This is a genomic window from Pseudomonas sp. MDT1-16 (genome assembly GCF_054898115.1).
Window position 1 is genome coordinate 981225 of record NZ_CM142717.1, and the last position, 26623, is coordinate 1007847.

At 60.4% G+C, this 26623-nt stretch carries 25 protein-coding genes and 3 pseudogenes; 11 read left to right on the forward strand and 17 right to left on the reverse strand.

Annotated elements, in window-relative coordinates; genetic code table 11:
* Window position 1 precedes the first annotated feature (1 nt).
* Genes ACYZT3_RS04315 through cpaB form a run of 4 tightly spaced genes read right to left on the reverse strand, consistent with a single transcriptional unit; the run spans window position 2 to window position 4712 of the window.
* Window positions 2-1282 carry a CpaF family protein gene (locus ACYZT3_RS04315; protein WP_282376824.1) on the reverse strand — a complete coding sequence of 427 codons (1281 nt, stop codon included), beginning with the start codon at window positions 1280-1282 and terminating at the stop codon, window positions 2-4.
* A complete protein-coding gene (locus tag ACYZT3_RS04320) occupies window positions 1279-2475 on the reverse strand; it encodes an AAA family ATPase (RefSeq protein ID WP_282376825.1) in 1197 nt (398 codons plus the stop codon). Before ACYZT3_RS04320 ends, ACYZT3_RS04315 begins: the two co-directional genes overlap by 4 nt.
* Window positions 2472-3743 carry a type II and III secretion system protein family protein gene (locus ACYZT3_RS04325; protein ID WP_282376826.1) on the reverse strand — a complete coding sequence of 424 codons (1272 nt, stop codon included), beginning with the start codon at window positions 3741-3743 and terminating at the stop codon, window positions 2472-2474. Before ACYZT3_RS04325 ends, ACYZT3_RS04320 begins: the two co-directional genes overlap by 4 nt.
* 21 nt (window positions 3744-3764) lie before the next feature.
* Entirely contained in the window at window positions 3765-4712 is a 948-nt protein-coding gene (cpaB, locus tag ACYZT3_RS04330; RefSeq protein WP_282376827.1) for a Flp pilus assembly protein CpaB, read from the reverse strand.
* A gap of 324 nt (window positions 4713-5036) precedes the next feature.
* Between cpaB and ACYZT3_RS04335 the strand changes: the two genes are divergently transcribed.
* Together ACYZT3_RS04335 and ACYZT3_RS04340 are read left to right on the forward strand one after the other, a co-directional pair.
* Window positions 5037-5234, forward strand: a complete 198-nt coding sequence (locus ACYZT3_RS04335) for a Flp family type IVb pilin (protein ID WP_282376828.1) — start codon at window positions 5037-5039, stop codon at window positions 5232-5234.
* An 84-nt stretch (window positions 5235-5318) separates the two neighbouring features.
* Window positions 5319-5732: a response regulator gene (locus ACYZT3_RS04340; protein WP_282376829.1), complete on the forward strand. Its 414-nt coding sequence runs from the start codon at window positions 5319-5321 to the stop codon at window positions 5730-5732.
* Between the two features lie 32 nt (window positions 5733-5764).
* Here ACYZT3_RS04340 and ACYZT3_RS04345 read toward each other — a convergent pair whose 3' ends face one another.
* A complete protein-coding gene (locus tag ACYZT3_RS04345) occupies window positions 5765-6619 on the reverse strand; it encodes a MaoC family dehydratase (protein WP_282376830.1) in 855 nt (284 codons plus the stop codon).
* Between the two features lie 2 nt (window positions 6620-6621).
* Window positions 6622-7974: a 3-oxoacyl-ACP reductase gene (locus ACYZT3_RS04350; RefSeq protein WP_462031588.1), complete on the reverse strand. Its 1353-nt coding sequence runs from the start codon at window positions 7972-7974 to the stop codon at window positions 6622-6624.
* A 119-nt stretch (window positions 7975-8093) separates the two neighbouring features.
* Here ACYZT3_RS04350 and ACYZT3_RS04355 point away from each other — a divergent pair, with 119 nt between their 5' ends.
* Window positions 8094-9371, forward strand: a complete 1278-nt coding sequence (locus ACYZT3_RS04355; RefSeq protein WP_282376832.1) for an acetyl-CoA C-acetyltransferase — start codon at window positions 8094-8096, stop codon at window positions 9369-9371.
* Here ACYZT3_RS04355 and ACYZT3_RS04360 read toward each other — a convergent pair.
* Complete coding sequence (locus ACYZT3_RS04360; protein WP_282376833.1) at window positions 9358-10386, reverse strand: bile acid:sodium symporter family protein; 1029 nt, start codon at window positions 10384-10386, stop codon at window positions 9358-9360. The genes ACYZT3_RS04355 and ACYZT3_RS04360 overlap by 14 nt on opposite strands.
* An 84-nt stretch (window positions 10387-10470) precedes the next feature.
* Between ACYZT3_RS04360 and ACYZT3_RS04365 the strand changes: the two genes are divergently transcribed.
* Complete coding sequence (locus tag ACYZT3_RS04365) at window positions 10471-11262, forward strand: AraC family transcriptional regulator (protein WP_282376835.1); 792 nt, start codon at window positions 10471-10473, stop codon at window positions 11260-11262.
* Between the two features lie 54 nt (window positions 11263-11316).
* On the opposite strand, the gene ACYZT3_RS04370 is transcribed toward ACYZT3_RS04365, so the two are convergent.
* The gene (locus ACYZT3_RS04370; protein ID WP_462032336.1) at window positions 11317-12084 is read right to left on the reverse strand and encodes a methyl-accepting chemotaxis protein; all 768 of its coding nucleotides are present in this window, start codon (window positions 12082-12084) and stop codon (window positions 11317-11319) included.
* Between the two features lie 90 nt (window positions 12085-12174).
* Window positions 12175-13263 (reverse strand): annotated as a pseudogene (locus ACYZT3_RS04375) (cache domain-containing protein); the annotation flags it as partial.
* A gap of 401 nt (window positions 13264-13664) precedes the next feature.
* Here ACYZT3_RS04375 and ACYZT3_RS04380 point away from each other — a divergent pair.
* Complete coding sequence (locus ACYZT3_RS04380) at window positions 13665-14558, forward strand: PA4780 family RIO1-like protein kinase (RefSeq protein ID WP_123369234.1); 894 nt, start codon at window positions 13665-13667, stop codon at window positions 14556-14558.
* 86 nt (window positions 14559-14644) lie between these two features.
* The gene (locus ACYZT3_RS04385) at window positions 14645-15859 is read left to right on the forward strand and encodes an MFS transporter (protein ID WP_462031589.1); all 1215 of its coding nucleotides are present in this window, start codon (window positions 14645-14647) and stop codon (window positions 15857-15859) included.
* Here ACYZT3_RS04385 and cueR read toward each other — a convergent pair.
* The 3 genes from cueR to ACYZT3_RS04400 form a co-directional block, all read right to left on the reverse strand.
* A complete protein-coding gene (gene cueR / locus ACYZT3_RS04390; RefSeq protein ID WP_282376840.1) occupies window positions 15813-16226 on the reverse strand; it encodes a Cu(I)-responsive transcriptional regulator in 414 nt (137 codons plus the stop codon). The two genes, ACYZT3_RS04385 and cueR, sit on opposite strands and share 47 nt — an antisense overlap.
* On the reverse strand, window positions 16223-18616 hold the full coding sequence (locus ACYZT3_RS04395; protein WP_282376841.1) for a heavy metal translocating P-type ATPase: 2394 nt from the start codon (window positions 18614-18616) through the stop codon (window positions 16223-16225). The genes cueR and ACYZT3_RS04395 overlap by 4 nt, the downstream gene beginning before the upstream one ends.
* 195 nt (window positions 18617-18811) lie before the next feature.
* Window positions 18812-19195, reverse strand: a complete 384-nt coding sequence (locus ACYZT3_RS04400; RefSeq protein ID WP_462031590.1) for a hypothetical protein — start codon at window positions 19193-19195, stop codon at window positions 18812-18814.
* Window positions 19196-19342: 147 nt separating this feature from the next.
* Here ACYZT3_RS04400 and ACYZT3_RS04405 point away from each other — a divergent pair, with 147 nt between their 5' ends.
* Window positions 19343-19540: a heavy-metal-associated domain-containing protein gene (locus ACYZT3_RS04405; RefSeq protein ID WP_282376843.1), complete on the forward strand. Its 198-nt coding sequence runs from the start codon at window positions 19343-19345 to the stop codon at window positions 19538-19540.
* Between the two features lie 211 nt (window positions 19541-19751).
* The gene (locus ACYZT3_RS04410) at window positions 19752-20954 is read left to right on the forward strand and encodes a multidrug effflux MFS transporter (RefSeq protein ID WP_282376844.1); all 1203 of its coding nucleotides are present in this window, start codon (window positions 19752-19754) and stop codon (window positions 20952-20954) included.
* A gap of 8 nt (window positions 20955-20962) precedes the next feature.
* Here the strand turns inward: ACYZT3_RS04410 and ACYZT3_RS04415 are convergent, their stop codons facing one another.
* From ACYZT3_RS04415 to ACYZT3_RS04425, 3 genes are all read right to left on the reverse strand, one after another.
* Window positions 20963-21133, reverse strand: a complete 171-nt coding sequence (locus ACYZT3_RS04415) for a hypothetical protein (protein ID WP_282376845.1) — start codon at window positions 21131-21133, stop codon at window positions 20963-20965.
* A 152-nt stretch (window positions 21134-21285) separates the two neighbouring features.
* Window positions 21286-22299, reverse strand: coding sequence for a zinc-binding alcohol dehydrogenase family protein (locus ACYZT3_RS04420; protein ID WP_282376846.1), 1014 nt, complete (start codon window positions 22297-22299; stop codon window positions 21286-21288).
* A gap of 34 nt (window positions 22300-22333) precedes the next feature.
* Entirely contained in the window at window positions 22334-22627 is a 294-nt protein-coding gene (locus tag ACYZT3_RS04425) for a putative quinol monooxygenase (protein WP_282376847.1), read from the reverse strand.
* 201 nt (window positions 22628-22828) lie between these two features.
* Here ACYZT3_RS04425 and ACYZT3_RS04430 point away from each other — a divergent pair.
* Together ACYZT3_RS04430 and ACYZT3_RS04435 are read left to right on the forward strand one after the other, a co-directional pair.
* Window positions 22829-22969: pseudogene (locus ACYZT3_RS04430) on the forward strand (LysR family transcriptional regulator); the annotation flags it as partial.
* A gap of 317 nt (window positions 22970-23286) precedes the next feature.
* Window positions 23287-24018 carry an ArsR/SmtB family transcription factor gene (locus ACYZT3_RS04435; protein ID WP_462031591.1) on the forward strand — a complete coding sequence of 244 codons (732 nt, stop codon included), beginning with the start codon at window positions 23287-23289 and terminating at the stop codon, window positions 24016-24018.
* 90 nt (window positions 24019-24108) lie between these two features.
* On the opposite strand, the gene ACYZT3_RS04440 is transcribed toward ACYZT3_RS04435, so the two are convergent.
* Both ACYZT3_RS04440 and ACYZT3_RS04445 read right to left on the reverse strand, forming a co-directional pair.
* Window positions 24109-25062: an adenosine deaminase gene (locus ACYZT3_RS04440; RefSeq protein WP_462031592.1), complete on the reverse strand. Its 954-nt coding sequence runs from the start codon at window positions 25060-25062 to the stop codon at window positions 24109-24111.
* Window positions 25063-25151: 89 nt separating this feature from the next.
* A pseudogene (locus ACYZT3_RS04445) lies at window positions 25152-25274 on the reverse strand (2OG-Fe(II) oxygenase family protein); the annotation flags it as partial.
* 224 nt (window positions 25275-25498) lie between these two features.
* Here ACYZT3_RS04445 and ACYZT3_RS04450 point away from each other — a divergent pair.
* Window positions 25499-26587: a calcium:cation antiporter gene (locus tag ACYZT3_RS04450; protein ID WP_462031593.1), complete on the forward strand. Its 1089-nt coding sequence runs from the start codon at window positions 25499-25501 to the stop codon at window positions 26585-26587.
* Window positions 26588-26623: the final 36 nt, after the last annotated feature.

Below are 26623 nucleotides of genomic sequence, written 5' to 3' on the forward strand. Positions count from 1 at the left end.
CTCAGTACGCAGAGGGAGAGAGCGCCGACTCACGGCGCAGTTTGTCGCCCGCGGGGTTGACCGCCTCACGCATAAAACCGAAACCGCTGCGCCGGTCGAGCCGGAACAAGGTATTGGTGACGTAGACGTCATCGCGGATGCCGATTACCTCCACCACCTCGCTGACGCAGCGGCGGCCGTCGGGCATGCGCGTCAACTGGATGACTACATCCAGCGCGGCGCAGATCATTTGCCGCAGGGTGCGTTCGGCGATGGTGCGCCCCGTCAGGCCCACCAGCGTCTCCAGGCGCAACAACGCATCCTGGGCATTGTTGGCGTGCACGGTGCTCATGGAACCATCGTGGCCGGTGTTCATTGCGGTGAGTACGTCGAGCACTTCGACGCCACGAATCTCGCCGAGGATGATCCGGTCCGGGCGCATCCGCAGAGCGTTGCGAATCAGGTCACTGGCCTTCACTTCGCCGTGGCCTTCGGCATTCGGCGGTCGGGTTTCCAGGCGCACCACGTGAGGGTGGCCCAGTTGCAATTCGGCGACATCTTCGATGGTGACGAGTCGCTCGTGAGGGTTGATCAACTGGCTGAGAATGTTCAGCAGCGTGGTCTTGCCGGTGCCGGTGCCGCCGCTGATCAGGATATTGCAGCGCTTGCCCACGGCCTCCTGAATGAAGTCGAAGATGGCCTGATCGATGGTTTGCATCGCCATCAGGTCAGAGCTTTTGAGCATGTCCTTGCGAAATTTACGTATCGACAGGCAGGGGCCATCGAGAGCAATCGGTGGAATGATCGCGTTGACCCGGCTGCCGTCGGGCAGTCGGGCATCGACCATCGGCGACGACTCATCGAGCCGTCGGCCGAGGGGTGCGAGGATCCGTTGCATAACCCGTTCGACGTGATGCGCATCGATGAAACGCAGGTCGCTTTGATGCAGTACGCCATCGCGTTCAACGAACACCCGGTGCGGGCCGTTGACCAGAATCTCCGTCACCGCCGGGTCCCGCAGCAGCACTTCCAAGGGGCCGAAACCGGTGAGTTCGTCGACGATTTCTTCGGCCAGACGCTCCATTTCATACCGGGAAATCGCCAGGTGCAGCCGGGCGATGTACTCGGCAGTCTTGTCGACGACGAACTGTGAGAGCACCTGCCGCGAACCCTCCAGCAGGTTTTTGCCGGACTCCTCGATGGCGTCGATGATGTAGCGGTGCAGCACCAGTTTCAAGCCTTCGTGGTCGGTGTTACCGCTGGTTGTGCAGACAGGGGCGCCGAAGAGTTTTTCACCGCTCATTGCGCACCCCTCAAGCGGTTTAACCAGCCAGACTTGGGCTTGGCCAGGCTCTCGGAGCGCTTGGCCAACCGTTCACCGAGGGCGCGCAAGCTTTGAGTCAGGCCTTCGCGGGGGGCCAGTTCAAACAGAGTCACACCTTGGTTCTTGGCGTTAAGCCGCACTTCCGGGCTGTAGACTAGGGTCGCGATGACCTCCATGCCGAAGCTTTTGCCCAGGGTCTCGGAGTCCGGTGAGACGTTGCGCAGGTAGCGGTCCACCAGCAGTTTGGCGTGATCGAGCTTAATGCCTTTTTCACGCCACAGGTTGAGTACCGCCAGGTTGCGGCGGCAGTCGAGTACGTTCTGATCGGTGTACCACAGCAACTTGTCGCAATGGCTGACGAAGGTGCGCAATGCTTCGCTGTCCGGCTGGCCGGTGAGGTTCACCACGATGTGCTGGAAGTGTTGACGCAGGGCGCTGAGCAGCATGTACAACTCGGCGGCACTGGTGTGTTCCAGCGGTTCATCGTGACTGGCGTAGGCGAGGATCCGCAGCCCCGCGTCGCAACGGGTGAAGGCGCTGTCGATCAGCGTCGCATCGAGGCGCCGCAAATGCCTGAGCGCATCGCCGAAGTGAAACGAACTCTCCAGCCCGAGCAGGGCCAGGCTGTCGCCGCTTGGCAGGCCCAGGTCCAGCAACAATGTTTGCTGACCGCTCTTCTGCACCACTTGCGCCAAGTGGGAGGCGAGCAATGCGCCGTCGGCGTTGCTCTGCACACCGTAGAGCACTGTCAGGCCACCGAGTTGGGTGTTCGGGGCCACCGGCGGCAGCCGTTTGCTCAACCGTCGCACCAACCCCGCAACTTCGCTGGAACGCGAACCATAGGCCACGAAATCCCGTGCACCGGCGCGCATGGCATTGAGCACGAGTTGGTTGTCCATGCCGTCGCCGAGCACGACGATCGCCAGCATCGGCTTGGCTTCCAGGGCGCTTTCGATCAGTGCGCTTTGGGCCACCACGTGTTCGCGGTCCAGGCCGATGAACACCAGGCTGGCGAAGGTCACGTCCACCAGCGCCAGCAATTCGTCGAGGCTGCCACCGCCGGCGCTGACCACTTGGCCCAACGGGGCGAGGGCGCCTTGCAGCCACTCAAAGTCGGTGTTGTTGCGCGTGATCGCGAGGAAGGTCTGGCTCAGGTTCTGGCTCTGGCTCATTGCGATAATCCGCTGCGTTTATCGAAGTTGCCGTTTTCGAGGAAGTACAGGCGATACCAGTTGGGGTCGTAGTTGCGCAGTTTTTCACCGGGCAGCGACGGCAATTTCGCGTTGGCGGCCAATGGCTGGACCAGGTGCGGCGTGACGATCATCAGCAGCTCACGCTCTTCGCGGTTGACCGATGAGTTGCGAAAGAACGCGCCGATAATCGGGATGTCGCCCAGCCCCGGGAACTTGCTGACCTGCGAGGCATTGTGGGTGCTGATCAAACCGCTGATGACGAAACTCTCGCCATCGGCCAGGGAAATACTGGTGTCGGTGCGGCGTATGGTGAACGCCGGAACGGTGGTGCCGCCGATGGTCACGCCGTTGTTGTAATCCAGTTCGCTGACCTCCGGCGCCACTTTGAGGACGATGCGGTCGTGACTGACCACGGTCGGCGTCAGCGTCAGGCGGATGCCGAATTCCTTGTATTCGATGGAGTAACTGTTGCTGTTGGCGCTGGGCACCGGAATCGGGATTTCACCGCCGGCCAGGAAACTGGCGCTCTGCCCGCTCAGGGCCACCAGGCTTGGCCGCGCCAGGGTGTAGGCAAAGCCGCTGCCTTCCAGCGCATTGACGATGCCGAGAAATTTACTGCTGCCACCGCCCCAGACAATGTTGAAACTGTCGTTGAGTAACGGAATGCTGGGCACCGCGATCCGCGGATCAATGTTGAACAGCGGCACCACGCCCGGCGTCACGGCGGTATTGGGCACCGTGCCGGGCGCCCCGAAGAGGAAATTGTTGGAGCCCTTGCCGAAAATCGACGTGCCGGCCTCTTTCAGTTTGGTCCGGCTGACTTCGACGAAACGAATGTCGGTCTGTACTTGCGACGGTAGCAGTGGGTCATCAGAGGGTAACCGTGTAGTGGTGGTCATCGCCGCGGTGGCCTTGCCCTGAACGAACACCATGCTCTGGCGCGGAGCGCTGGCGCAGGCGGTCCAGACCATCAGGCTGGTGGCGCCTGGGGCCACTCCGGTGAGTAAAAACGCCTGATTACCGTTGACTCGCACGTCGGCGATTTTCGGGTCGCCCACCGCCACCCGAGTGATCGCCACCGGCGATTGCACCTCCTGTTGCAGCCCTTCACCGACTTCCAGCACCGCAGGCAACGAACCCAGCGCGGCGCAGTTGCCGACGGCTGCGAACGTCACGCCGAGCGGCAGACCGCCCAGCAAAGAGACCCAGAGCAGGCCTTGGAATAGGGGCATGGAACGTCTGCGCATAAAGATGCGTCCTTGCTCGACTCAGGGAATTTGTTGGGTGATTTCATTGCCGCGGATGACTTCCACGCTCGATTTGCGCGGTGCTGTGCCGCCGCTCGTGGCGACAGGTTTGGGTGGGGGCGTCATGGCCAGTTGGCTGAACTGGATCAACTCGCGGTTGGCACTGGCGAGGTTGGCCGATGAATCGCTTTCGCCGGCCCAGTAACGAGCCAGACGTTTCTCATCGGCGCTGCGTACGGCCAGGCGCAACACGCCGGCCTGGGCCGCCAACATCAGGCGACTCAATAGTTGTTCGGGGACGGCAAGCAAGACGTTGCGGGCGCTGGCGCGCGATTGTTCCTGCCTGAGTTTTTCTTCGTTGCTGCGGGCCGGGCTTGCGGGTTGACCGTCGTTGGTCAACCCCATCTGTTCGCCCACCCCGAGTACCCGCAAGGCCGGCACCACCAGTTGAGCCGACGGCTGAAGGTTGTTGTTGTCCATGCGCAGAAACAGCAGCACATCGACATAGTCCCCCGGTGTCAATTGCCCACCGGCATTGATCACTTCATCCACCGCGACGGCGAGGGCGCGTTCATCCGGACGAATCATCCGTGCCAGTCTGCCGCCGGCTTCGAAGCTTTCATCATTGAGCCAGCTGCCGGCAGTGAGGGCGCGCCAGGGCGTACGGCCAATCGCTTGATCGAGGCGGGTCAAGCTGCCGGCGGGGGCGGTGCGGAGTTTTTCCAGGGCAACGTCGGCGGCAGTAATCGACACGAACGGCGGCACGTCATGCAGGAGTACCACCACGGGTTGGCGGGTGGTGTCCTCCACCGACGCAGGTGTCGGGGCCGCGGCCGCGGGCGCGACAACGCTGGATTGCACAACAGGCTCGGGTGCCGGTTGACGGCTGAGTGTGAGGCCCCAGTAACCGGCAATGATGGCGCCCACCAAAAACAAACCGGCCAGGCCCAGAGTGATACGGCTGTTCATGACGGCTCTCCCTTTCCTGCTGCTTAAGACCCCGTCACATCCAACGAGACAACTTCGCAATCAGGCAGCTATGAACATGGAACTATTTCGCTATTTGAAGGTAGCTCAGCTAGAGCGAAACGCCATTACTGGTCTGAAAATAACTAACGAAAGTAAGTAGTCAGGGCGAAAACGTGCAGTTTTTGGCGTCAACGAAACAACTAATACTTTAGTGATAATTCGTTCTTACAGTTGTGGGTACGGGGAATGCCGACAATGCTGATGCTGGCAAAGGCGAATCATGTTGCGGTCGTGCAACACCCGTCGTCGTCCAGGAGAAACGCCATGTCCATTTCCAAGCTTGCGCAGAAGATCAAATCCGAAATCGCTTTTTACAAAGGCCTGGCGAAAGATACCGAAGGTGCTTCGGGTATCGAATACGCCATTATTGCGGGCATGGTGGCAATCGCTATAGCGGCGTTTGTGACGCCGATCTCCGGGCTTATCACCACCATGTTTACCACTATCCAAGGCGCGCTTTGACCTGCCTGCTGTCAATGGTCAGCTACTTGCCAATCCCGCAAAGGGCTTCTAACGTCAGCGCTTAGTCCATTGCAGGTGTTGCCCATGAACTCTCCCACACTCCCACGCCAACAGCTTCTACTGGTCGATGATGAGGAGGACGCGTTGTTGGAGCTGGCGGAGTTGCTGGAGGGCGAGGGGTTCACTTGTTTTACCGCGACCTCGGTCAAACTCGCGCTGCATCATCTGACGCGCAATCCCGATATTGCATTGGTGATTACGGACCTGCGGATGCCGGAGGAGAGTGGCATGTCGTTGATCAAGCGGTTGCGTGAACATACGTCCCGGCAGCATTTGCCGGTGATCGTGACGTCGGGGCATGCGGATATGGAGGATGTCAGTGACATGTTGCGGTTGCAGGTGCTGGACCTGTTTCGCAAGCCGATTTATCACGTGCGGTTGTTGGAGACGCTTAATAATCTGTTTCCGCAGCCTCAAGCGGGACTCGTTGGGACCTGACTTTTTGAGGGTCTACATCCACTGCCGAGCGATCAGGGAACAGGCCGCCAATGCCCGACCATATGCTCCAAATCGCCTGCGCCCACCAACCGCAGATCCCCACTGGCCCCCGCCGCACTGGCCAGCAATGTCACCTCACTGGGTAACCGCACCGGTTTCCTGAACTGCACCGCAATCTCGACATTCGCCGCCGGCAGATGCTCGCTTAACGCCGCCAGCGTACGTGCCTTGTTCCACAACCCATGGGCGATGGCTGCAGGAAAACCGAAGAGTTTGGCGCTGACGGCACTCAGGTGAATCGGGTTGTAGTCGCCGGACACTTTGGCGTACTGCCGGCCAATGTCCGAGGGCGCTTTCCAGCGGGCCACTTGCGACATCTCCAGCGTCGATGCCAACACTTCTTCGATGGGCTGGCCTTCGAGTTTGACCCCGCGGCATAACATCTGGCTTTGCGCTTCCCACAGCGGCCCCAACTGATCGTCGAGCGTCGTCACCAGATCGAACGTCGCACCCTTTTCATGTGGCTGAAGGTTTTGCACCTGCACGCTGACCCGCACGCGATTCACGCCGCCCATTGGACGCAAGATGCGAATGCGGTTGCTCAGGTGAATCAACCCCAGCAGCGGGAACGGAAATTCCTTGGCCGTCAGCAATTGCATCTGCAACGCGAACGCCAGGAGGTGTGGATACGTGGGCGGCAGCAGGCCGTTGTCGGCAAAACCGCAGACGTTGCGATAGGCCGCCAGACGCTTCGAATCGACATTGACCCAACAGCGTAAACCCGAGTCGGGCAGGGTGGTGCCGGTGACTTTGCGTCGCGTCGCTGCCCGCACGTACAACGCCGGCAGGCTCGGTTCGCGGTTGAGTGTGTGCCAATCGATGATCATGCCTAAGCCCCCAAAACACTTTGCCCGCACACTCGCAGCGCTTGCCCGGTAAACGCGCCGGTTCCCGGTTGAGCCAGCCACGCCACCGCTTCGGCAACGTCTTGCGGCGAGCCGCCCTGACCCAACGAACTCATGCGTCGCCCGGCTTCACGTAAGGCAAACGGCACGTGCGCCGTCATTTGGGTTTCGATGAACCCCGGCGCTACTGCGTTGATGCTGATGCCGCGTTCATTCAGCAGCGGCGCCCAGGCTTGAGCCAGACCGATCAGCCCGGCCTTGCTCGCTGCGTAATTGGTTTGCCCGCGATTGCCGGCGATGCCGCTGATGGACGCCAGCAGGATCACCCGGCCGTTGTCATGCAGGGTGCCATTGTCGAGCAGTGCTTTGGTCAGCACTTGCGGCGCATTGAGGTTGACCGCCAGCACCGCGTCCCAGAATTCCGGGGTCATGTTGGCCAGGGTTTTATCCCGCGTGATGCCGGCGTTGTGCACCACGATGTCGATGCCGTCGGGCAGTTGCTCGATCAACTGCGCGGCGGCGTCTGCGGCGCAAATGTCCAGGGTAATGCTGCGCCCGCCGAGGCGTGCGGCGAGGGCTTCGAGGTCGGTTTTGGCCGGTGGCACGTCGAGCAGGATCACGTCGGCGCCGTCGCGGGCCAGCGTTTCGGCGATGGAGGCGCCGATGCCACGTGCTGCCCCCGTCACCAGCGCCTTGCGGCCGGACAGTGGACGAGTCCAGTCCGTCACTGGCGTGTCGCAGGCGTTCAAGCGAATCACTTGCCCGGAAACGAACGCACTTTTGGGCGAGAGGAAAAACCTTAGTGGGCCTTCCAGTTGATCCTCCGCACCTTCCCCGACATAAATCAACTGCAAGGTGCCGCCGTTGCGCAGTTCCTTGGCCAGCGACCGGCTGAAGCCTTCCACCGCACGCTGGGCGCTGGCGGCGAACGGATCGCTCAAGGTCTGCGGCGCGCGCCCCAGAATCACCAGGTGCGCGCTGTGATCGAGGTTTTTAATCAACGGCTGGAAGAACTCGCGCAGCTGTTTGAGTTGATCGGTCTGCACCAGGTCACTGGCGTCGAACACCACGGCTTTGAGTTTGGGGCCGTGGCCGGGAATCCACGCGGTGGCCAGTGAAGGCTCGGTGCCGTAGCTGAAAATCGCGTCGGTCAGGCGGTTGGCGAAGGCACTGACCTGTTCCGCCAGCGGGCCACCGCCTATCAACAGCGCCCCTTCAACAGGGCGCAGCCGGCCAGCTTGCCAGCGCTCCAGCCGTACCGGTGACGGCAGACCCAGGGCCCCGACCAAACGATGGCCGATGGATGAATTGGCGAAGTCGATATAGCGGTCAGACATGGAACGCGCTCCAGCAGCTGGGATTCAAAGTGTGGACCACGAATGGCGTTTAGTCGTTCGATCCACGAGATAAGGCCTACGCTTGTGGGTTATAGCCTTCACAGAATAGGGAGCTTTTCATGACTCAGCTGCGCCGCGTTGCGATTATTGGTGGTAACCGTATTCCCTTCGCCCGTTCCAACGGGGCGTACGCCACCGCCAGTAACCAGGCGATGCTCACCGCCGCGCTCGAAGGCTTGATCGAACGCTACAACCTGCACGGTTTGCGCATGGGCGAAGTGGTCACCGGTGCCGTCCTCAAGCTGCCGCGGGACATGAACCTGACACGCGAGTGCGTGCTCGGCTCGCGGTTGTCACCCGCTACCCCGGCTTATGACGTCCAGCAGGCCTGCGGCACGGGTCTTGAAGCGGCTTTGCTGGTCGCGAACAAGATTGCCCTAGGCCAGATCGAGTGCGGTATTGCCGGCGGCGTCGACACTACCTCCGACGCGCCAATTGGCGTCAATGAAGGCCTGCGCAAAATCCTTCTGCAAGCCAATAGCGCCAAGACCACCGCTGACAAACTGAAAACTTTCCTGCAACTGCGCCCCCGTCATCTGATCCCGGAACTGCCAAGTATCAGCGAACAGCGCACCGGCCTGTCCATGGGCGAGCACTGCGAGTTGATGGCCCAGACCTGGAACATTCCGCGCGCCGAACAGGACCAACTGGCGTTGGAAAGTCACCAGAAAATGGCCGCGTCCTACACCGAAGGCTGGCACAACGATTTGATGACGCCGTTCCTCAACCTGACCCGCGACAACAACCTGCGCCCGGACCTGACCCTGGAAAAACTCGCCTCACTCAAACCCGCGTTCGAAAAAAGCGCCAAAGGCACTTTGACGGCGGGCAACTCGACGCCGCTCACTGATGGCGCCTCGCTGGTGCTGCTGGGCAGTGAAGAATGGGCCAAGGAGCGTGGCCTACCGATCCTCGCGTATTTGCGCGATGGCGAGGCGGCGGCGGTGGATTTCGTCAACGGTGCCGAAGGGCTGTTGATGGCACCGGTGTATGCGGTGCCGCGTTTGCTGGCGCGCAATGGCTTGACCTTGCAGGACTTCGATTACTACGAAATCCACGAGGCCTTCGCCGCGCAGGTGCTCTGCACGCTGAAGGCCTGGGAGGATCCGGACTATTGCAAAACCCGTCTCAGCCTCGATGCGCCGCTGGGTTCCATCGACCGCAGCCGCCTCAACGTCAAAGGCAGTTCACTGGCTGCCGGGCATCCGTTTGCCGCTACCGGCGCACGCATTGTCGCTAGCCTGGCGAAGTTGCTGGATGCAGCGGGGCAGGGCCGAGGGTTGATCTCGATCTGCGCCGCCGGTGGCCAAGGCGTGACGGCGATTATTGAGCGCTGAGGATCGCAGCGTTTTGTTGCGCCGTCAGCTGCCGGTTGCGGTTGGCGTAGCGCTCGGCCATGACCGAGCAGACGATCAGCTGCAACGGGTGATAGATCATGATCGGCAGCAGGATCAGCCCAAGGCCCGGGTCGGCGCCGAAGATCAGCGCCGCCATTGGCGCACCGGCGGCCAGGGATTTTTTGCTGGCGCAAAACACTGCTGCGATTTCATCGGCCGGGCTGAATTTCAACGCGCGAGCGGTGCGGGTGGTCATCCACAGGATGATCGCCAGCAGGATCGCGCTGCCGATCAGCGCGCTGAGAATCACGCTGTTGCCCTGTTGCTGCCACATCCCCGAGACCATCGAATTGCAGAACGCCGCGTAGACCAACAACAGAATCACCAGCTTGTCGGCAATGTTGGTGTAGCGTTTGTGGCGGGCGAAGAACTTGCCGAAGAACGGCCGCAGCAATTGACCAAGCACCAGTGGCAACAGCAACAGGGCGCAGAGGTCGAGCAGGGTTGCGCCCAGATCGATGCCGCCAGCGCCGCTGCCGACCACGAAACTCACCAGCAACGGCGTCAGAAAAATCCCCAGCACGCTGGACAGGCTCGCATTGAGAATGGCCGCCGGTACGTTGCCGCCCGCGCTGCCGGTCAGGGCCACGGACGAGGAGATGGTCGAGGGCAGGGCGCAGAGGTACAAGAAACCGAGCATGAGCAGCGATGGAATGTGCGAGCCCAACAGCGTGTCACTGAGCAGCCAGATCAGCGGAAACACGGCGAAGGTGAACCCCTGAACCATCATGTGCAGCTTCCAGTTTTTCAGACCGTGAGTGATCTGCTCGCTGGACAGGTTGACCCCGTGCAGGAAGAACACCAGGAACACACCGATATTGATCACGTATTCAGCGTGCATTCCGCCACCGGTAGCGCCGAAGGTCGGGAAGAAATACGACAGCAGCGTGGCGATCAACATGCCGCACAAGAACCAGTCGGTGACCACGCGTTTGAGGTGTTTAAAGGTATGCATAACCGGCACCGAATACATTTGTAAGAATTGGTGACTTAGCCTAACGTCGGCCTCATCAGCCGTCTTGCGACATAAGGCCAATCAATGCCGACTAACGGACAACTTTCCCTTGAACGGACGATTCCGACGCTGACGGCGTTGCCGCGTCCGCTCTATGCCCGTGCGGAAAGCCTCAGCGCCGGTTCATGGACGCCGCCTCATCGACACGATTGGGTGCAGTTTTCCTACGCGATCAGCGGCGTTCTCGGCGTGCACACCGCCGAAGGCAGTTTCTTTGCGCCGCCGCAGTGGGGGATCTGGATTCCGGCGGATCTCGAACACCAGGTGGTGACCTCGATGCGCGCCGAAATGCGCAGCCTCTATGTACGCCGCGAGGATTGTGAGTGGGCAGACGGGCGCTGCCGGGTGCTGGAAGTGACGCCTTTGGCCCGGGAGCTGATCAAGCGTTTTTGTTTGCTGCCGGTTGATTATCCACAGGGCGACAGCCAGGAATCGCGGCTGGTCGGCGTGTTGCTGGATCAGTTGGCGCATCTGCCGGAAGTCGGCTTCTCGCTTCCGTTGCCGCGCCATGAACGCTTGCTGGGGTTGTGCAATGAGCTGATTGAAAGTCCGGAGCGGAACGTGACCTTGCAGGAGTGGGCCGAGCGGTTGGGCACCTCGGAGAAAACCTTGATGCGGCTCTTTCAACGTGAAACCGGGTTGAGCTTTCGAGGGTGGCGCCAGCGAATGCGATTGCTGTCGTCGTTGAGTTTGCTGGAGGAGAGGGACAGCGTGACCAATGCCGCGCTGTCTTGCGGGTATGACTCGACTTCGGCGTTTATTGCGGCGTTCAAAAGCCTGTTTGGGTTCACCCCGGGAGAGTTATTCAAGCAGTGACGGCCTCTTCGCGAGCCTGCTCGCGATTGGCCGCGCGCGGCCCGGAGTTCTGAATCAGGTTCTGAACCGCCGAACCAACCCATCCAACTCATTCGACAACCCCGCCAAACTCTGCGAATCCACCCGCGCCGAGTTCGCCAGCTCCGCCACCAACTGCGCATCACCATGAATCTGGCTGATGTGCCGGTTGATGTCTTCAGCCACTTGGTGCTGTTCTTCCGCGGCGGTAGCGATCTGGGTGTTCATATCGCGGATCACGTCGACCGATTCGCGAATCAGCCCGAAGCTGCTGCGTGCTTCACCGATCCGCGTCACCGATTGCTGGGACACTTCCAGGCTGGCGTGCATTTGCTGAGTCACCTGACTGGTGCGCTTGGCGAGGTTGCCCAGCAAACCGTCGATTTCTGCCGTGGAATCGGCGGTGCGTTTGGCCAGTGCCCGAACTTCATCGGCGACCACCGCAAAACCACGACCCTGTTCACCGGCCCGTGCCGCTTCGATGGCCGCATTCAGCGCCAGCAGGTTGGTCTGTTCGGCAATCGAGCGAATGGTCCCGAGGATTGACTGAATGTCGTTGCTGTCGCGCTCAAGCTGTTGCATCGACTGGGCCGACTGTTCGATTTCCTGGCTCAAGCGATCAACGCTGGTCACTGCCGCATCAATCTGCTGCTGACCTTCGCGCGCTTGGCGCTGGCCGCTGTCGGCCGATTCCGCAGCCTGGCTGCAAGAGCGCGCGACTTCGTTGGCGGTGGCGACCATTTCGTGGAACGCCGTGGAGACCATGTCCACCGCTTCACGCTGACGCCCGGCCGCTTCAGCCATGTCGCTGGAGACCTGGGTCGAACTCTTGGAGGTGGCGAGGATCTTGTTCGCGGCGCCGCCAATGCTCTGAATCAGGTTGCGAATCGCTGCCAAAAACTGGTTGAACCAGTTGGCCAGTTGAGCGGTTTCGTCACTGCCACGGATTTGCAGGTTCTTGGTCAGGTCGCCTTCACCTTGGGCGATGCCTTCCAGACCGCTGGCCACGCTGCGGATCGGCCGCACGATGAGGCTGGCGAAACTGGCGCCGACGATGGCGAAGAACACGGCCAGCACGGCGGCGATGATCGCAATCAACCAGGTCAGTTGAGTGGCCGAACTCATCACGTCGGTTTGCTTGATAAGGCCGATAAAGGTCCAGCCCAGTTGCTCCGACGGCCAGACGTTGGCCATGTAGCGTTCGCCGTTCAACTCGACTTCCACCAGCCCTTTGCCGGCCTTGGCCAGTTGCGCGTAGCCGTCGCCGAGGCTGCTCAGCGCTTTAAAGTTGTGTTCCGGTTGCTTCGGATCGACCAGCACGGTACCAGTGTTTTCCAAAAGCATCAGGTAGCCGGTTTCACCGAGCTTGATCTGTTTGACGATTTCGGTGAGCTGCTTGAGCGTCACGTCGATGCTGACCACGCCGCCATGGGTACCCAATTTGTTGTCGACGGTGCGCACGGTACTGACGTAGGTCGCGTCATCCTGAGCCCAGTAGTAGGCCTCAGTACGGAACGGCTTGCCCGGTTTGGCCTGGGCAGCCTTGTACCACGGGCGCTGACGCGGGTCGTAATTGCTCAGCTTCGCATCGTCCGGCCAGGACACATATCCGCCCGCCGCGGTGCCGAGAATGGCATAGGCGTACGACGGATGGCTGTTACCCAGGTCCTGAAGGAGGCCGAAGACCTTTTTGTCCATCTCGCCTTGGGGAATGCTCTCGGCGTTGGCGCTCATGTAGGTCTTGAGGCTGTCGTCGGAGTTCTTGATCAGCGGTTGGGTCGCCAGGTAATCCACGTTCTGGCTGATGCCGTCAAAGAACAGTTGCATGGCGTTGCTGACCTGACGAATTTCGCGACCACTGCCGTCGACGAAATTGTCCTTGGCATCACTGCGCAAGTTCATCACAACGAGGGTAGCGACCAGCACCACCGGCAAGCAGGCGATGATTGCAAACGCCCAGGTCAACTTCTGTTTGATGTTCATCCGCGCTCCAGATTTTTCTTGTTGGCCCACGCAGTGCAGATGACTCGCGGATTATTGGCAGAACGATTGTCGGACAAATCACTTTGTCATTGATGACTTCGGCAGATGGAGGCGGAAATTGAGGCCTATTAAGAAAAATCCTACGGAGGGTATGAATCGAGGTGTCAACTTCTGTCGCAAAAACCCTCCAAGCCCTACCGCAACACGTGACGCTGGTTCAGCTATGATCTGAGGCGGCCGATGACGAGGGTCGGGTTTGCCTGATTAATCCGGCACATTGTGTGCTTCTTGATGTCGATGGGAACGTTCATAGGTCGGCAACCCCTCCCCGGAATGAGTGGATTGCCGTATAACGAATGACTTTCGCGTGTTTGGTAATAAAGGACCCCCAATAAAAGCTGATGAAGACTCCAAAACGCATTGAACCCCTGATCGAGGACGGTCTGGTCGACGAGGTGCTGCGCCCACTCATGAGTGGTAAAGAAGCAGCTGTTTATGTGGTGCGCTGCGGCAACGAGTTACGTTGCGCGAAGGTCTACAAGGAGGCGAATAAACGCAGTTTCCGTCAGGCGGCCGAGTATCAGGAAGGCCGCAAGGTGCGCAACAGCCGTCAGGCTCGAGCGATGGCCAAGGGCTCCAAGTTCGGCAAGAAAGAAACCGAAGACGCCTGGCAGAATGCCGAAGTGGCGGCGCTGTTCCGTCTGGCCGGTGCTGGCGTTCGGGTCCCTCAGCCTTACGACTTCCTTGAAGGCGTGCTGCTGATGGAACTGGTGGCCGACGAGTACGGTGATGCCGCGCCGCGTTTGAACGACGTGGTGCTGGAACCGGATCAGGCGCGCGAATACCACGCGTTCCTGATTTCGCAGATCGTGCTGATGTTGTGCACCGGTCTGGTGCACGGCGACCTGTCGGAGTTCAACGTTCTGCTGACCCCGACTGGCCCGGTGATCATCGACCTGCCGCAAGCGGTGGACGCGGCGGGCAACAACCACGCGTTCAGCATGCTGGAGCGGGATGTTGGCAACATGGCGTCGTACTTCGGGCGGTTTGCGCCGGAGTTGAAAAAGACCAAGTACGCCAAGGAAATGTGGGCGTTGTTCGAAGCCGGCACCTTGCACCCGGCCAGCGTCTTGACCGGCGAGTTCGACGAGCCGGAAGAGTTGGCCGACGTTGGCGGGATCATGCGCGAGATCGAAGCGGCACGCCTGGATGAAGAGCGCAAGCAAGCGGTGCGTGCGGCAGATGATGCACCACCGGGCAAAACCGAAGAGCCGCCTCCGCCTTGGATGCAGTGATTGGTTGATGAGAAACCCGGCTTCGGCCGGGTTTTTTGTCGAACGCGTAACCCTTGCAGGAACCCTCCCACACTCAAGGATTGATTGTGAACTCCACCCGCAACGCCCAACTGATCATCACCGCCCGTCTGATCTCTGACTTCGGCGCCTTCCTCAACATGGTTGCCCTGGCCACCTACGTCTACCTGCTCAGCAACAGCGCCATGAGCGTCGGGATCTTTCTCGCCAGTCGTGTGGGTGGAGGGATTTTCGCCAGCCTGATCGGCACCGCTTTCTATCGCCACTGGGTCGGGCGCCTGCCGCTGATTGCCTTCGACCTGTTGCGCGCCGGGCTGCTGGGCCTGCTCCTGGTGCTGCCGGTCGCCCAACACGTACTGCTTTTACCGTTAATTGCGTTCGGTCTGGGATTCGGTAATTCGATGTTCGCCATCGGCCTCAACAGCCAGTTGCCACACTTGATCGAAAACGAACACCTGCTCAAGACCAACGCCTGGATCACTTCGGCCTCCTCGGCAGCAATGGTCGGTGGAAGTCTGGTGTCGGGGCTTTTAGTGGCGGCATTCGGCTTTGAAACGGTGTTTGCATTGAACGTGGTCACTTATCTGCTGGCCGCGTTGTTCATCTTGCCGCTGCGCTTTTCACAACCTGCGCCCAGCGCCGAACCCTCCCACGAACGGGGCGGATGGTCGGCCCTGCTCCAGGGCCTGCGCAGCACACCGGTGGTGGCGGCGATGCTCGCGGTGGCCATGGCCGACACCCTTGGCAGTGCTGCGCACAACGTGGGTTTTCCGATCATTTCCAAACTGCTGACGCCCGAGTCGGCCAGCGCCACGCTGGGTCTGATGCTGGCGGTCTGGGCCAGCGGAAAACTCATCGGTGCGCGCATCGCCAGTCGGCTGAAAGGCTCGGACAACGTGAACCTCGAGCGACGATTTTTCTTGGGTGTGTTGCTGATGTCCTGCGGCTTTATCCTGATGTTTCAGCAGCAGACCCTTTACGGGCTGCTGCTGTTCTCGCTGCCGGCGGGCATCGGCGACGGTTTCTCGGAAGTCGGCCTGATGTCGCGTCTGCAGCGTGAACCGGACAGCCTGCGCCTGCCGATCTTCAGCTTCCTGACCCTGCTGCAAATGACCGGGTTCGGCGTTGGCATGCTGGTCGCGGCGCCGTTCTATTCGTGGTGGACGCCGGGTGCCGTGGTGCTGTTGTTCCACGGGATTCCCCTCACCACTTTGTGGGTGGTGAAGGGGCTGGCAATCAGGGGCGTACGGGTTGGGCGCAACAGCCCGACTCCAGGTTCTTGAGGATCGGGCAGTCGGGACGGTGATCACCGTGGCAGTGTTCGACCAGGTCCTGCAAGGTGTCGCGCAGTTGGCCGAGTTCGCGGATTTTCTGGTCCAGCGCTTCGATGTGCTGACGGGCCAGCGCCTTCACGTCGGCGCTGGCTCTTTGGCGGTCCTGCCAGAGGGTCAGCAGTTTGCCGACTTCTTCCAGTGAGAACCCCAGGTCCCGGGAACGCTTGATGAACGCCAGGGTATGCAGGTCGTCGTCGCCGTATACCCGGTAACCGCTGTCGGTACGATGGGCGGCTTTGAGCAAGCCGATGGATTCGTAATAACGAATCATCTTCGCGCTCAGGCCGCTCTGGCGGGCCGCTTGGCCGATGTTCATTGAGTGTCCTCCAGATCCTTGGGTTTCCAGGTTTTCAACAGTAACGCATTGCTCACCACGCTGACGCTCGACAACGCCATGGCCGCACCGGCCAGCACCGGGTTGAGAAAGCCGAACGCTGCCAGCGGAATACCGATCAGGTTGTAGACGAAGGCCCAGAACAGGTTCTGACGAATTTTCGCGTAGGTCTTGCGACTGATCTCCAGCGCCGCCGGCACCAACCGTGGGTCGCCGCGCATCAGGGTGATCCCGGCCGCGTGCATCGCAACGTCGGTACCACCGCCCATGGCGATGCCGATGTCTGCGGCGGCCAAGGCCGGTGCGTCGTTGATGCCGTCGCCGACCATCGCTACCACGCCGGTTTTCTTAAGTGTGGCGACGGTGGCCGCTTTGTCGGCTGGCAGCACTTCGGCGTGGACATCCTTGATGCCCAGCGCCTCGGCAACCACTTTGGCACTGCCGCGATTGTCGCCGGTCAGCAGGTGGCTGCTGATGTTCCGTGCGCTAAGTTGTTGCACGGCTTGTAGCGCGCCGGGTTTGAGCGTGTCACCGAAAGCGAAGAGGCCCAGCACACGTCGTTCGGGACTTTGCTCGATCAGCCAGGACAGGGTCCGGCCTTCGGTTTCCCACGCGGTGGCGCAGTCAGCCCATTCACCTGCGCTCAAGCCGCTCTCTTCCAACAGACGACGATTGCCCAGCGCCAATCGACGACCGTCGAGCGTGCCCGCGATGCCACGGCCGGTCAGGGACTGGCTGTCGGTGACATCGGCCACCGTCAAGCTGCGTTCGGCGCAAGCGTCCAGAACCGCCTTGGCCAGCGGATGTTCACTGCCGCGTTGCAGGGCACCGGCCATTTTCAGCAACGCCGCTTCGTCACTGTTGATTGCGCTCAAATGAGCGATGCGCGGAGTACCCGAAGTCAGCGTGCCAGTCTTGTCGAAGACCACCGCGCTGACTTCATGGGCGCGCTCCAGCGCTTCGGCGTCCTTGATCAGAATCCCGTAGCGCGCCGCCACACCGGTGCCGGCCATGATTGCCGTTGGCGTGGCCAACCCCAGGGCGCACGGGCAAGCGATCACCAATACCGCCACGGCATTGATCAGCGCCGTTTCCATCGGTGCGCCGTACAACCACCAACCGATCAAGGTTGCTAACGCAATGAGCAGAACCGTAGGGACAAACACCTGACTGACTTTATCCACCAGTTTCTGGATCGGCGCTTTTGCAGCCTGGGCGTCTTCGACCAGACGAATGATGCGCGCCAGCACGGTTTCCGCGCCCAAGGCCAGGGTGCGAACGAGCAACCGGCCTTCGCCATTGATCGCACCGCCAGTGACCTTGTCGCCGGGATGTTTGGGCACCGGCAGGCTTTCGCCGCTGATCAGCGCTTCGTCGGCGTGGCTCTGGCCTTCGACCACTTCGCCGTCCACCGGGAAGCGTTCACCGGGTTTGACCATCACCAGATCATTGAGCCGCAAGGCGCTGATGGCGACGTCCTGCTCGCGACCATCGACAACCTGAATCGCCCGTTCCGGGCGCAAGGCTTCGAGGGCGCGGATGGCACTGGCAGTCTGGCGTTTGGCGCGGCTTTCCAGGTACTTGCCCAGCAGCACCAAGGCAATCACCACCGCCGAGGCTTCGAAATAAAGGTGCGGCATGCGCCCGGCGGCGGTGGCCCATTCATAGAGACTCAAGCCATAACCGGCGCTGGTGCCCAACGCGACCAGCAAATCCATGTTGCCGGTACCGGCGCGCACCGCTTTCCAGGCGGCCACATAAAACCGCGCACCGAAGATGAATTGCACCGGCGTGGCCAATGCGAATTGCACCCAGGCAGGAAGCATCCAATGCACATCGAACGGTTGCAGCAGCATCGGCAGCACCAACGGCGAGGCGAGGGCGATCGCCATGATCAAGGCCCAGCGCTCGCGGTGCAGGCGTTGTTGCTGATGGTCGGTTTGTGGGTGTTCAACTTCCCAGACACTGGCGCTGTAGCCAGCCTTGATCACGGCAGCGATCAAGGTTTGTGCATCGATCTGACCGAGCAGCTCAAGGTGTGCGCGTTCGTTGGCCAGGTTGACGCTGACGCTCTTGACCCCTGGCACCTTGGCCAGCGCTCGTTCGACCCGGCCGACGCAGGAGGCGCAGGTCATGCCGTCGATGCTCAGTTCCAGGCTCTGCTGCGGCACGCTGTAACCGGCCTGCTGCACCGCATCCATCAACGCCGGCAGGCTGTCACTGGGCGCTTGAACCCGGGCCTGTTCGGTGGCCAGGTTGACGCTGACGGCAGAGGCGCCGATGACTTTGCTCAAGGCACGCTCGACACGCCCGGCGCAACTGGCGCAGGTCATGCCGGCAATCGGCAGATCGAAAGTGGTGGATTCGGACATCGGTCACGCTCCCAGTAGAAGATGACTACAGGATCAACCTTGCCATACGGGCAAGGTCAAGCGCCAATCAACAATTGATCGTTCCCACGCTCCGCGTGGGAATGCCTCAATGGACGCTCTGCGTCCGCTCTTGGGACGCGGAGCGTCCCGGGCTGCATTCCCACGCAGAGCGTGGGAACGATCAGCGGAAAGGAATCAGTAATCGAGGGCTGTGGGCTTGAGGTACATCCCTTCCTGCGTCATCGCAATCCGGAACTTCAGCACGTCACCGGCCTTGAGCGTGATGATCTGCGAACCGGGAGCCAGCATGCCCGGGTTGCACCCCGGCGCCTGACCCGGCAGCACTTTCAGGCGCAGGGACACATCGCCTGGCGGCAGGTTGAACGAGGTGCTTTGTTCCTGGAATAACCGCGCCGACAATTGATCCTGGAGATACACGCCGATTTCGCAGTTGGTCGAGACTTCCAGGCGCTCGCGGGAAATGATCAGCACGCCGTAATCCTCCCCGGCCGCATTGACCGAGGGCGCGACGGCGAAAAGACTGAGAAAGCCAAACAGGCTGAGAGCTGACCAGCGCATGGCTGAATCTCCTGATGTCGAGTCATTGATGGACGCAGCTTGGCCGAGCGCGACGCCGATTGCCAGCCCGGCAGCTCACTTCAGAACTTGACCTTGCCATGGTGGCAAGCTCGAGACTGCACGCAACCTCACTCAAGGAGTCATCCCATGCAAGTGTTCACCGTTCAAGGCATGTCCTGCGATCACTGCATCAAAGCCATCACTCAGGCGCTGCAAGCCAAGGATCCTGGGGCCAGCGTGCTTATCGATCTGGCGGCGAAAGAAGTTGGCGTCGACAGTGCATTGACAACGGATCAAGTGATCGCGGTGATCACCGAAGAAGGCTACGAGGCGAAAGTCTCCTGAAGCGATTTTTGTAGGAGCCGAGCTTGCTCGCGATAGCGGTAGAACAGTCACTGAGATGTTGAATGTTCCACCGCACCACCGCGAGCAAGCTCGCTCCCACAGGTATCAGTTGCTTGAGGGGTTTTATTAGTTAGCAACCTAACGGAGTGTTCAAGGCGTCCATGCGCGGCTAGACTGTGGGGCTGCCGACCCCTGTCCAACTGGATGCCTGATGAACTTCCGTACCATTTTGATTCTTGGCACCTTGAGCGCCTTCGGTCCGCTGGCAATCGATTTCTATCTGCCGGCCTTCCCGGCGATGGCGCTCGCCTTCGGCACCGATGAAAAACACGTTCAGCTGACCCTGGCGGCGTATTTCCTGGGCTTGTCCATCGGTCAGCTGGCTTACGGCCCGGTGGCGGATCGCTTCGGGCGACGCATTCCCTTGCTGACCGGCGTCGGCCTGTTCACCGCAGCCTCCCTGGCGTGTGCCTATGCGCCGAATCTCGAATGGCTGATTGGCGCACGTTTCATTCAGGCGCTGGGTGGGTGCGCGGGGATGGTAATCGCGCGAGCGGTGGTCAGCGATAAATGCGATGCGGTGGGTTCGGCGAAGGTATTTTCGCAGTTGATGCTGGTGATGGGCCTGGCGCCGATTCTTGCGCCAATGCTCGGTGGGCTGTTGGTCAACACCACGGGTTGGCAGTCGATTTTTCTCGTGTTAACCGGTTTCAGTGCGCTGGCAGGGTTGACCGTGGCGCTCGGGCTGCCGGAAAGTCTGCCGGCCCATGTGCCGCGTCAACCGTTGTCCGGCGCGTTGCGTCAGTACGGTCGACTGTTGTCGGATCCGTTGTTCCTTGGCCACGCCTTGACCGGTGGCATCGCCATCGCCGGGATGTTCGCCTACATCGCCGGTTCACCGTTCGTCTTCATCAAGCTTTATGGCGTACCCGCCGAGCATTTCGGCTGGCTGTTCGGTACCAATGCGGCGGGATTCATTCTGGTGGCGCAGGTGAATGCGCGACTGCTGGCCAAGCGTGGCCCGGCGTTTCTGCTGGCGCGCACCGTGTGGATCTACCTCGGCGCGGGTCTGGCGCTGCTGGCCGTCAGTTCGTTGCACACCGTGCAGTTATGGCCGTTGCTAATTCCGCTATTTATCTGCATTGCCAGCCTCGGTTGCATCCTCCCCAACGCCTCGGCTTGCGCCATGAGCGGACAGGGCGCTCGCGCCGGCAGTGCGTCGGCGATGCTCGGATGCCTGCAATTCAGCGTCGCCGCCGGGGCAGCAGCGCTGGTGGGTGTTTTACACGATGGCAGCGCCATGCCGATGGCCATGGTCATCAGCCTTTGCGCAATTCTGGTGGTGAGCGTGGCGACGCTCACCCGACGTTTGCAAAATGCCCGGGCACTGGCACTGGCACACGCCCAGGTCTGAGGGCGAACTTAGCCAGCAGCGCGCTGCTGGTGTTCATTAATTTGATGAGGTGCTTGTAGTCGCGCTTCAAGGGTGCGGGTGAAGGCGCGAGCTTCGGCTTCGCTGCGGAATGTCACGGCGTGTTGGTCCAGACGGACCTGCCACTGGGATTTTGCCAATTCTTTTATCAGGATCTTCATTGCTGATCTCTCCTCTCGTAAAAGATGTCACATAAAAGATTGCACCGCAGAGTTCACGATTGTAGACCCGAATACGATCGCAATTGTGACAACGGTCAATCTTCTGACTGACGGTGTCGTCCACCCTTGGCCGACACCGGTGCTGTCTCGTTTTAGAACCCTTCAAGCACGATCTTGCCCTTGGACTTACCGCTTTCCAGCAGTTCATGGGCACGACGCAGGTTCGCCGCATTGATGCTCCCGAAGTGCTCGCCGACTGTGGTTTTCAGCGTCCCGGCGTCGATCAGCTGCGCAACGCGGTTGAGCAGTTTGTGCTGCTCGATCATGTCTGCAGTTTCGAACAGCGAGCGGGTGTACATGAACTCCCAGTGCAATGACAGGCTCTTGCGCTTGAGCTTGCTCACGTCCAGCGCCTTCGGATCATCGATCAGTGCCAGTTTGCCTTGCGGCGCCAGTGCCTCGACCAACTGATCCAGGTGGTGATCGGTCTGGGTCAGGCTGGCGACGTGGGTCACGTGATCGATGCCGGCGCGTTTGAGTTCTTCGCTCAACGGCTGGCTGTGATCGATCACCAGGTCGGCACCCAACTCACGAACCCAGCTCTGGGTTTGCGGGCGAGAAGCCGTGCCGATGACTTTCAACCCGGTGAGCTGGCTGGCCAATTGCGTGAGGATCGACCCCACACCGCCCGCGGCACCAACGATCAAAAGGCTCTGGCCTTGGTCGGTTTTATCTTCACACACTTGCAGACGCTCGAAGAGTAATTCCCACGCGGTGATAGCGGTCAGCGGCAACGCGGCGGCTTCGGCGAAACCGAGGGTTTTCGGCATATGGCCGACGATCCGCTCGTCTACCACGTGCAGTTCGCTGTTGCCGCCAGCGCGGGCGATGGAGCCGGCGTAGAAGACTTTGTCGCCCGCCTTGAACAGCGTTACTTCATTACCGACGGCCTTGACCACCCCGGCCACGTCCCAGCCCAGCACTTTCGCCGCGCCGCCTTCGGGCTGGACGTTCTGGCGCACTTTGGTGTCGACCGGGTTGACCGAGATGGCTTTGACTTCCACCAACAGGTCGCGCGGGCCGGCGACCGGCTCTGGCAGTTCGATGTCTTGCAGCGAGTTTGAATCGCTGATGGGCAAGGAGGCGTAGTAGACAATGGCTTTCATTGGGGCTCCTGAACAGTAATAAAGAAGGCAGAGATCAGACGATGGAACGCAGGCGCTTGAGGTCGAAGTGTTCGAGAAAGTCGCCGGCCTTGGCGCGGAAGTTCTGGATATGCGCGCTGGCGTCGTGAGCTTGCAGGGCTTCGTCGCTGCTCCAGTGTTCGATCATGTAGAAGGCGTGAGGATTGGCGAGGTCCTGGTGCAAGTCGTATTGACCGCAACCGGCCTCGGCGCGGGTCGGTTCCAGGAGCGCCCGCAGGTGCTGTTCGAGGGCGTCTTGCTGGCCGGCTTTGGCGATGAGGGTGGCGATAGCGGTAAAAGGCTGGGACATGTTCGACTCCGGGAATGGGATGAATTGGATGGGACGGATGATTGGCTATTTCTCTTAAAGATAAAACCCGCTAAAAGAGCAGTCTCTTTCAATATTTTTTTGATAATCGAGGCTGAAAAATGCTGCGTTTCGATGACTTTCAGTTGTTTGTCCGGGCGGCGGACCTGGGCAGTCTGTCAGCGGCGGCGCGTGGGATGGACCTGTGAGCGCGCACCGCTGAATTTGCTGTGCGCCCATCGCGCACAATTGAGTAAGCCGGTGAACCTTTTGCGGGAAATGCTCGCCAGCCGATGCGCCCGGTTGAGTAGCCAATTTCCGACGTTATCGGGCCCCGATCATTAGTCGCAGGCAAATAGCGAAATTTCACTCAGGAACTATCACCACCAATGGTTTCCCAAGGGCAGGAACCGGCGGTTAACCCGCCTATACTAGCGCTCGCCTCATGTACGCACCGTCGATCTCGCAATGGCGAGTCCACGTCCGAGTCAGCCAGGCCCCAGGGTCATTCGCCGAGGCTTTGCGAAACCTGCGAAGCAATGGCCTGTGCGATTGGTCGGCTTTGCCCGGTTTATGGCGGTTTCCACGCCTTGGCCGACGACACATTACTGGTCAAGATGTCTCTGAGCAGTAGACGAAACGATTCAACAGGGAGTGAATACATGGAACATGCACCTTGCATCAGCCAGATCGCCACGTTGCTGGCTGACCCAAAGCGCAGCGCAATGATGTGGGCCTTGATGGACGGCTCGGCGCGGCAAACCGAAGAGCTGGCCTTGTTGGCCGGCCTGTCACCGTCTTCGGCCAGTGCACATCTGGGGCGTTTGTCCGCCGGAGGTCTGTTGAAAGTCGAAATCCGCGGCCGCAAGCGGTTCTTCCGTATTGCCGCCCCTGAAGTGGGTGCCGCGATAGAGGCACTGGCCAGCGCCACCCTGGCCAGCACGCCTCGGGAAATCCCGGACGTTTTCAAGCGAACGGCCCCCATCGGCAAACCTCAGGTGGCGCCTTCGTCATTACTGCGCGCCAGGCTTTGCGACGACCATCTGGGCGGCACCCTTGCCGCCGATCTTTATCAGCGTCTGCTGGATTCAGGCTGGATCGAACAGTTCGATCAGCGAGTCATGATCACTCACAAGGGCGCCACGCAATTGGCGACGCGTGGTGTGTTCATCCAGGCGCTGGCCCATCGCAACAGCAGTGTCGCTTGCGCTTGTCCAGACTGGAGCGAAAGACGCCCACACATGGGCGGATCACTGGGGGCGGCGTTGCTGCAATTGTTCATGCAGTCCGGTTGGTTGAGCCTGCCCAACGATTCGCGAGCCTTGCAGATCACCGCCGCGGGGCAGAGTGAAATCCATCGGTTCGCCAAGGAAGCCGAGCTGGAAATGGCGTAATAGACGCATCGAGATCGACGTCCGAAGCTTCGGGCGTCGTTCAGAGCTGCGAACAGGTCGCATCCAGCCGTAACCCCCATCGATCAGTAACTAGGGTTTCACCAGCCGCGCATCCAGGCTGTTCTGGGCCAGACGCTTGGCCTGATCCTGAGTCATGCCCAAATCGGTGTAGAGCGCGTGGAAGTTCTCGGTGACATAACCGCCGAAGTACGCCGGGTCATCCGAGTTCACGGTCACTTTCACACCACGCTCCAGCATGTCGAGAATGTTGTGCTGAGACATGTGATCGAACACGCAGAGTTTGGTGTTCGACAACGGGCACACGGTCAACGGGATTTGCTCGTCGATAATCCGCTGCATCAATCGCTCGTCTTCGATGGCGCGCACGCCATGGTCGATGCGCTGGATTTTCAGCAGGTCGAGGGCTTCCCAGATGTACTCGGGCGGGCCTTCCTCTCCCGCGTGGGCGACGGTCAGAAAGCCTTCGTGACGGGCACGATCGAACACGCGCTGGAACTTGCTCGGCGGGTGACCCATTTCCGAACTGTCCAAGCCGACGGCGACAAACGCATCACGGAACGGTAGCGCCTGGTCGAGGGTTCTCTCGGCTTCTTCTTCGCTCAAGTGGCGCAGGAAGCTGAGAATCAAACCGCTGGTGATGCCCAGTTGCTGCTCACCATCTCTCAGTGCGGCGGCGATGCCGTTGAGCACCACTTCGAACGGGATGCCACGGTCGGTGTGGGTCTGCGGATCGAAGAACGGTTCGGTGTGAATCACGTTCTGCGCCTTGCAACGCAACAGGTAGGCCCAGGTCAGGTCGTAGAAATCCTGAGAGGTGCGCAACACATCGGCACCCTGGTAATACAGGTTGAGAAACTCTTGCAGGTTGTTGAAGGCGTAGGCCTTGCGCAGGGTTTCGACGTCGCTCCACGGCAGGGCAATCTTGTTGCGTTCGGCCAGGGCGAACAGCAGTTCAGGCTCCAGCGAACCCTCAAGGTGCAGGTGCAGTTCTGCCTTGGGCAGGGCGTTCAGCCAGTCGTACATAGTCTTTTCTCATCAGGTGCAGATGGCGAGCATTCTACAGATGCTCGTGGAAACAATTAGCAAAACCTGGCCAGCCGGTTCATCACACCGATGTCGCCAAGGTTGACCACGAACGTGCCGTCGATGGGTGGCGCGTCGATCCAGTCGCCTTTTACGTTTCGCACTTGCAGGCCGCCGGCGGCATCCTGATACAGCAGGGTGATGCAGCCGAATTTAAGACCGCAGGGTTCCCCTGCAACATAGAATCTCTCACAGGAGACCACGATCCAATGTGGGAGCGGGCTTGCCCGCGATGAGGCCCGCAAGGCCAATAAAAGTGCATCACCTGACACGGCCGCCATCCACTGGTGCGCTAAGGTGTAACGAAACGTTAGCGCCGCCCCGCAGTCAGTAGCTCATCACACTGATTTCGCTTCACACGGCAAAAAGGCCCGCAATGCTCACACTCCTCAAGCAAGAAAAGTTTTTGCTGCTGGCCCTGATTGCCGCATTCATCGCTTACCCGATGGAACACTGGATGCTGCACAGCGGCCAGCCCATTGCGTTGACCGCCGGCCTGGTGCTGATCGCATTCATCGTCGCGGCCTCCATGCGCGTCGCCCATCACGCCGAGCTGCTCGCGGAAAAAGTCGGCGACCCCTACGGCACGATGATCCTGACGCTGGCTGCGGTGCTGGTGGAAGTGGTGATTCTGGCGATCATGATGAGCAACGAGGCCTCACCGACCCTGGTGCGCGACACGATTTATTCGGCGGTGATGCTCGACATCAACGGCATCCTCGGCCTGGCCGCATTGATGGGCGGGATCAAGTACGGCGAACAGTCCTACAACGACGACTCGGCGCGCAGTTACAGCGTGATGATCCTCACCGCCATGGGCGTTTCCATGGTGGTGCCGGAGTTTATTCCCGAGGCCAACTGGAAGATTTATTCGGCGTTCACCATCGGCGCGATGATCGTGCTCTACACCCTGTTCCTGCGCATGCAGGTCGGGCCGCACAGTTATTTCTTCAGCTACAGCTACCCGGAAAAGCGTCGCAAGAAAATCCCGGAGGAAGAACCTGAGCCCATCAATCTGGGGCTGAGTATTGGGACATTGGTGTTTGGCGTGGTGGTCATCGGCGCATTGGCCGAGGTGATGTCCAAGACCCTTGATCTGGGCCTGGAAGGTACGGGCGCACCGCCAGTGATCACCGCGATTCTGGTGGCGGCAATCTCGGCGGCGCCGGAAATTCTGACGGCGTTGCGGGCGGCATTGGCCAACCGCATGCAGTCGGTGGTCAACATCGCCATGGGCGCGTCACTGTCGACGGTGATCCTGACGGTGCCGGTGATGGAAGCGATGGCGCTCTACACCGGCCAGCCGTTTCAGATGGCGATGACCCCGGTGCAGACCGTGATGATCTTCCTCACCCTGATCGTCAGCGCGATCAACCTCAACGATGGCGAAACCAATGCCATCGAAGGCATGACCCATTTTGTGTTGTTTGCGACATTCATCATGTTGTCGCTGTTGGGCCTTTAAAAGCTTCGCGGGCAAGCCTCGCTCCTACAGGTTTTT